This window comes from Novosphingobium sp. 11B, from assembly GCF_054589055.1.
Genome location: NZ_BAAILP010000277.1, coordinates 1 through 6,508 on the forward strand (window position 1 = coordinate 1; position 6,508 = coordinate 6,508).

General features: G+C 64.9%; 7 protein-coding genes. 5 read left to right on the forward strand and 2 right to left on the reverse strand.

The window, feature by feature from the left end; all coding sequences use genetic code 11:
• Window positions 1-141: 141 nt before the first annotated feature.
• Complete coding sequence (locus ACYPYD_RS23890; protein WP_459665927.1) at window positions 142-855, reverse strand: tetratricopeptide repeat protein; 714 nt, start codon at window positions 853-855, stop codon at window positions 142-144.
• A 197-nt stretch (window positions 856-1,052) separates the two neighbouring features.
• Here ACYPYD_RS23890 and ACYPYD_RS23895 point away from each other — a divergent pair, with 197 nt between their 5' ends.
• The 4 genes from ACYPYD_RS23895 to glmS all read left to right on the forward strand — a co-directional run bounded on the left by ACYPYD_RS23895 (window position 1,053) and on the right by glmS (window position 4,566).
• On the forward strand, window positions 1,053-1,883 hold the full coding sequence (locus ACYPYD_RS23895) for a TIGR00266 family protein (protein ID WP_008832307.1): 831 nt from the start codon (window positions 1,053-1,055) through the stop codon (window positions 1,881-1,883).
• Window positions 1,884-1,999: 116 nt separating this feature from the next.
• Entirely contained in the window at window positions 2,000-2,359 is a 360-nt protein-coding gene (locus tag ACYPYD_RS23900; protein WP_459665929.1) for a ribbon-helix-helix protein, CopG family, read from the forward strand.
• Window positions 2,356-2,724, forward strand: a complete 369-nt coding sequence (locus tag ACYPYD_RS23905; RefSeq protein ID WP_069707660.1) for a type II toxin-antitoxin system VapC family toxin — start codon at window positions 2,356-2,358, stop codon at window positions 2,722-2,724. The genes ACYPYD_RS23900 and ACYPYD_RS23905 overlap by 4 nt, the downstream gene beginning before the upstream one ends.
• Window positions 2,725-2,742: 18 nt before the next feature.
• A complete protein-coding gene (gene glmS, locus ACYPYD_RS23910; RefSeq protein ID WP_069707659.1) occupies window positions 2,743-4,566 on the forward strand; it encodes a glutamine--fructose-6-phosphate transaminase (isomerizing) in 1,824 nt (607 codons plus the stop codon).
• A gap of 39 nt (window positions 4,567-4,605) precedes the next feature.
• Here glmS and ACYPYD_RS23915 read toward each other — a convergent pair whose 3' ends face one another.
• Window positions 4,606-5,409: an SDR family NAD(P)-dependent oxidoreductase gene (locus tag ACYPYD_RS23915; RefSeq protein WP_008831677.1), complete on the reverse strand. Its 804-nt coding sequence runs from the start codon at window positions 5,407-5,409 to the stop codon at window positions 4,606-4,608.
• Between the two features lie 221 nt (window positions 5,410-5,630).
• On the opposite strand from ACYPYD_RS23915, the gene ACYPYD_RS23920 reads away from it, so the two are divergent.
• Window positions 5,631-6,416 (forward strand): SDR family NAD(P)-dependent oxidoreductase, encoded by a 786-nt coding sequence (locus ACYPYD_RS23920; protein ID WP_459665931.1) that lies wholly within the window; start codon window positions 5,631-5,633, stop codon window positions 6,414-6,416.
• The last annotated feature ends 92 nt before the right edge of the window (window positions 6,417-6,508 follow it).

The following is a 6,508-nucleotide window of genomic DNA, read 5'->3' on the forward strand; positions in this document are numbered from 1 at the left end:
CCCAGCGAAGGCTGGGACCGCTGGCCGCGTAGAGCCCAACCCTCTGCTGCAAAGTGCTAACGCCACGTAGCGCCTAAAGATTTGACAGCGGTCCCAGCCTTCGCTGGGATGACGGGCTTTGTCTTCAAACGCCTTGCTGTCTTACGATCCAATCACCTTCCTGCGCGCGATATTGCTCAGCTCTACTTTGGCGATCTCGCTCTTGGGATCGTACTGCAGCGACTGGTCGTAGAACTTCTCCGCCTCGTCATACTGCCCCATCGCCGCCTTGGTGAAACCCATCCCCCGCAGGGCGCGCGCCGCTATCCGTGCGTCCTTGCCTGTAGTGGACTTGTCGACCACGGCCCACGCCTTGGCGAACAGATCGTAGCTGCCCTGCCAGTCACGGCGCGACTTGAAGAGTTCGGCATATTCGTTGGCGAAGTGGGCATTGCCCGGCGCCATCTGCGAGGCCTGCCGCAATTCAGCCTCGGCAAGATCGCCGCGACCGAGATCGATGAGCGCGAAGCCCTTGCCGAAATGCGCCTCGCACAGCGCGGAATCGACTTCGACAGTGGCACCGGAAGCCGCCCCGCCATCACGGCATAGGCGTGGGCGCAAATCGCCGGAAAGCCGCTGGTCGGCATCGGCGATGACCTTATCGAACAGCTTGACCGCCTGCGCCTGCTTGCCCTGGCGGATCAGATCGTAGCCCTGCTGGACATGGGCGGCGGCGTCGAAGCGGGTATCCGTCACCCGCGCGGCGGGTGCGAAACTGGCCGCCACAAGATGCGGCTGTTGCTGCACGGGTTCGGCATGAGCCGCTCCCGCGATGAAAAGCGAAACAAGAACGGAAGACGCAATTCGAGCGTTCATCGGTGTTTTTCCTCTCCCCAAAACACCGATACCGCGCCGGTCTGTGCCGAGCCCTTCTACGTGGGCCAATCGTCAGACAGTGTTCGTTGAACTGCGAAGAATATCCGACCGGCGCCGTTTGACAAGTCATCTTGCCGAAACCAAACCCTCGTCTCATCGCACATGGTCCGCTGGTGGGCCGACGACGGAGATTTTCGATGGCAAACAGCCCCTGGAGCCATACGCGCAGTTCATCGCTTTCCGACGACGTCGATTTCGAGATCAAGGGCCAGGAACTCCAGTTCGTCGAGATCGAACTCGACCCCGGCGAAAGCGCGGTGGCCGAAGCCGGGGCGATGGTCTGGAAGGACGCCTCCATCGACATGACCACCGTGTTCGGCGACGGCTCGGCGGATCAGGGCGGCGGCTTCATGGGCAAGCTGCTGGGCGCGGGCAAGCGCCTCGTCACCGGCGAGAGCCTGTTCACGACCGTCTTCACGCATCGCGGCTCGGGCAAGGCACGCGTATCCTTCGCGGCGCCGATCCCCGGCTCGATCCTGCCGATCAAGCTGGACGAAGTCGGCGGACGGTTGATCTGCCAGAAAGACGCCTTCCTGTGCGCCGCGCGCGGCGTGTCCATCGGCATCCACTTCCAGCAGCGCATCATGACCGGCCTGTTCGGCGGCGAAGGCTTCATCATGCAGAAGCTGGAAGGCGACGGCTGGGTCTTCGTCCAGATGGGCGGCACCGTGATCGAGCGCGAGCTTCGCGCCGGAGAAGAACTCCACGTCGATACCGGCTGCGTCGCCGCCTTCCAGCCCAGCGTGGAGTTCGACGTGGTGCGAGCAGGCTCCGTCAAGTCCATGATTTTCGGTGGAGAAGGCGTGTTCTTCGCCCGCCTGCGCGGCCCCGGCAAAGTCTGGATCCAGTCGCTGCCGTTCTCGCGGCTCGCCGGGCGGATGCTGGCGGCGGCAGGCTCGACCGGCGGTCAGAACCGCGGCGAGGGATCGCTGCTGGGCTCGTTGGGCAACCTCATCGACGGCGATTGATGACGCGAATGTAATGTGCAGGACAGCGCCCGGTCATCGGCGATCCGGCACTGTCCTGCCATGGCTCACGATACATCCGCCTTGCCTATGATATCACGATATGATATCGCGATATCATGACGCGCATTCTCGCAGACTTGCCCGACGAGGACATCCGCTGGCTCGACGCCCGCGCCGCCGAACTCGGCCAGTCGCGCGCCTCGGTCCTGCGCGAGGCGGTATCGACCTACAAGGCCCAGGCGCAGCCGGCGAGCGGCAAGGACTGGCTGGATCAGGCTTTCGGCATCTGGAAGAACCGCCAGGACATCGGCGATCCAATAAATTGGCAACGCCGCGAGCGCGCTTCGTGGACCCGGCCGTGGGATAACGACTACGAAGAGGTGAAGGCCGAATTTCCGGACCTTTTCGACGAGCAGGATGACCGCGAACGCGCGCATTATCTCGCCCAATCCGGCCGGAAGCCGTCTGCGGAATGAGCGGTTATTCGTTCGACAGCAATATCCTGATCGATGCGCTGAACGGTTTTCCGCCCGCCCACGCCGAGATCGCACGTGTTGATCGGCCCTGCATAAGCAGGCTGGTCTGGACTGAGGTTCTTTCCAAGGAAGGTGGCGCAACTCTCAGGAACATAGAGATATTCCTGTCCGGCTTCCTGATCGAGGAAGTGGATGCGGAGATCGCTCGCCATGCCGCAGCGCTGCGACGTGAGCGACCGAAACTGAAATTGCCCGACGCGATCATCCTGGCCTCTGCGCAAGTGCGCCAGCGCATTCTGGTTACACGAAATACCAAGGATTTTCCGGCAAGCATGCCGGGTATCCGCGTCCCCTACTCTCTCTAGACCAAGGCACTTAATCTCATGTGTGGCATCATCGGCATCGTCGGCAAGGAAGACGTGGCGGACCGGCTGGTCGACGGCCTGCGCCGGATGGAATATCGCGGCTACGACAGCGCTGGCGTCTGTACGCTGTTTGACGGCCAGCTCGTGCGCCGCCGCGCCGAGGGCAAGTTGATGAACCTCGTCAAGGAACTGGCGCGTGATCCGGCGCCGGGCCTGACCGGCATCGCCCATACCCGCTGGGCCACCCACGGCGCGCCGACCGCCGCCAACGCGCACCCGCACGCGACCGCCGAACTGGCGCTCGTCCACAACGGCATCATCGAGAACTTCAAGCCGCTGCGCGAGGCATTGGAATCGCGCGGGCGCACCTTCGAGAGCCAGACCGACACCGAAGTCGTCGCGCATCTGGTGTCCGAGCAGGTCGAAGCGGGCGCGTCGCCGGAAGACGCCGTCAAGGCGGTGCTGCCCCAACTGCGCGGTGCCTTCGCCCTCGCCATTGCCTTCCGCCGCTTCCCGGACATGCTGATCGGCGCCCGCCTCGGCTCGCCGCTGGTCGTCGGCTACGGGGATGGCGAGACCTACCTCGGATCGGACGCGCTGGCCCTCGCCCCGCTGACCCAGAAGATCACCTACCTCGAGGAAGGTGACTGGGTCGTCATCACCCGTGAGGGCGCGACGATCTACGACGCCGACAACAATCCGGTGACGCGCGAAGTCGTCACCTCCGGCGCGTCGGCCGTGGCGATCGAGAAGGGCAATTTCCGCCACTTCATGCAGAAGGAAATCTTCGAGCAGCCCACCGTGGTCGCCCAGACGCTGCGCAGCTATCTGCGCCAGGTCGACCAGTCGGTAGCGCTGCCGCAGATCGATTTCGACCTCGGTTCGGTCAAGCGCATCACCATCGTCGCCTGCGGCACCAGCTTCTACGCCGGCATGGTCGCAAAGTACTGGATCGAGACTTTCGCCCGAGTACCTGTCGATATCGACGTGGCCAGCGAGTTCCGTTACCGCGACCCGGTTCTGGAAGACGGCGGCCTCGCCCTCTTCATCTCGCAGTCGGGCGAGACGGCCGACACCCTCGCCGCGCTCAAGCACTGCAAGGCGGCCGGGCAGACCATTGCCGTCGTCGTCAACGTGCCCACCAGCACGATGGCGCGCGAGGCGGACCTGCTGCTGCCGACCCACGCCGGTCCGGAGATCGGCGTCGCCTCGACCAAGGCCTTCACCTGCCAGCTTGCCGTTCTCGCCGCCCTTGCCGCGCATCTGGCGGTCAAGCGCGGGCGGATGGACCGCGCTGAGGAAGCGGAAGTCGTCCAGCACCTGCTCGCCACACCCGCCAGCCTCAACGCCGCGCTCGATCATGACGAGGAAATCGCGGCCATGGCGCACCTCATCGCGCCGGCGCGCGATGTGCTTTACCTCGGGCGTGGCCCGGACTACCCGCTGGCTCTCGAAGGCGCGCTGAAACTCAAGGAAATCAGCTATATCCACGCCGAAGGTTATGCTTCGGGTGAAATGAAGCACGGCCCCATCGCGCTTATCGACGAAGCGGTGCCGGTGATCGTCCTCGCCCCTTCCGGCCCGCTGTTCGAGAAGACCGTCAGCAACATGCAGGAGGTGCGCGCACGCGGCGGCAAGGTCGTGCTGATCTCAGACGCGGAAGGCATTGCCGAGGCGGGCGAAGGCTGCATCGCGACCATCGAGATGCCGCGCGTGCACCCGCTGATCGCGCCGCTGGTCTACGCGGTGCCGGTGCAACTCCTCGCCTATCACGTCGCCTGCGTGAAGGGCACCGACGTCGACCAGCCGCGCAACCTCGCCAAGAGTGTCACGGTCGAGTGAACGCGAAGGCGCGCGGTTGACGAACCGCGCGCCCTTGCCTCACATCGAAGGCGCGTAACCGCCGTTGAGCGGATAGGTCTGCCCCGTGATCCACTCCGCCGCGTCGGAGCACAGGAACGTCACGAGCGCGGCGACATCGTCGGACTTGCCGTAGCGGCGGATCGTGTAGCGGGCCATCTGCGCCTTGGCGTGATCGCCCTGCATGACTTCGGCGAGCTTCTCCGCAGGCATGTCCGGCATCAGCGAGGACAGCGAGACGGCGTTGCTGGTCACGTTGTAGCGCCCGAGTTCCTTGGCGATCGAGCGCACGAAACCCTGCGCCCCCGCCTTGGCCGAGGCATAGACCGCGAGCTTGGGCTCACCCACGCGGCCTGAATCCGAAACTATGGTGACGATGCGGCCCTTCTTCGCCGCCACCATGTTCGGAATGAACGCAAAGCAGGCATTGTAGACGCCGTAGAGGTTGGTGCGCAGATAGCGGTCCCAGGCCGAGGGCTCCTCCTCCCAGAAGTTGAGGGTCGGACGCAGCGAGCCTCCCGGCCCGGCCATCCCGGCATTGTTGACCAGGATCGTCGCGGCGCCGAGCTTGTCCCTGATCGCGGCATCCGCGCCGCGGATCGCATCGAGATCGCCGACATCGAACGGCACCGCCAACGCAGGCACGCCCATCGCGCGGATTTCCTCGGCCACGGCTTCTGCGCGTTCGGGCACGAAATCGTTCACTGCGATGCCGCCCGCATTGTGGCGCGCCAGTTCCAGCGCGATCCCGCGTCCCGCGTTCTGCCCGGCGCCGGTGACCACCGCCACTTGTCCACCAAGGTCGAGTAGATCGTGTTCGCTCATTTCATCCCGCTCCCATGTTGCATGCGCATTAGATAGTATTTACTATCTTTATCTGCGAGTCCCTTGGCACTGCCCGTATCCGCCGATCATCCCGGCGATGCCCGCATGCCATCCGACCCGAGTGAATAAGGTGCGGCGGTGCTTGCCAAGAGCCGGAAGGCCGAAGCGTCCCGAATATCGCGGCGACGCTGGCGATACCGCCCGAGGGAGAGGAGAAAAGGATGTTCGAGGAATTCGACCTGACCGGCCGCGTGGCGCTGGTGACCGGCGGCGGCACCGGCATCGGCCGGGCCATCGCGCTGCTGCTGGCCCGGCGCGGCGCGGACGTTGCAGTGGTGGGTCGCAAGCGCGCGCCGCTCGACGCGGTGGTGGCGGAGATCGAAGCGCTCGGCCGCAAGGGTCTTGCGGTGGAGGCCGACGTGCGCGAACTGGCGCCCGTACAGGCCATGGTCGAGACGGCAGCAGTGCATTTCGGGCGGCTCGACATCCTCGTCAACAACGCGGGCGGAGCCCATGGGCACGTCGGCATTGCGAAGATGGACCCGGCCAAATGGGACCGCGACATCGCGCTCAATCTCAATTCGGCGATGTATGCCTCGCAGGCGGCGTTTCCGCATTTGCGCAAGGTGAAGGGCTGCATCGTCAACGTGTCCTCGGTCGCCGGGATGCACGGAACGCAGGGCGTGGCGGCCTATTCGGCGGCCAAGGCGGGCGTGCAGATGTTCACGAGGGTGGCAGCGGCCGAGTGGGGCCCTGCAGGCGTACGCGTCAACGCCGTCGCCCCCGGCATGACCGCGACCGAGAAGGCCCGCGCCGGATGGGAGAAGACCGGCTTCGACGCGGACAGCGTCGCGCATGTCTTTCCGCTGCGTCGCTACGGCCAGCCCGAGGACGTGGCACAGCTCGTCGGCTTCCTGGTCAGCGATGCGGCGAGCTACATCACCGGCGAAGCCATCGCCGTCGCGGGCGGACCGGTTCTGGGCGGAATGGTCAGGATCGACGATTGAGAAGTCCGGGCACTGACCATTAGCACCCGCTCATAATTCGTCATTGCGAGCGAAGCGAAGCAATCCAGAGCAGTCTGACACCGCCCTGGATT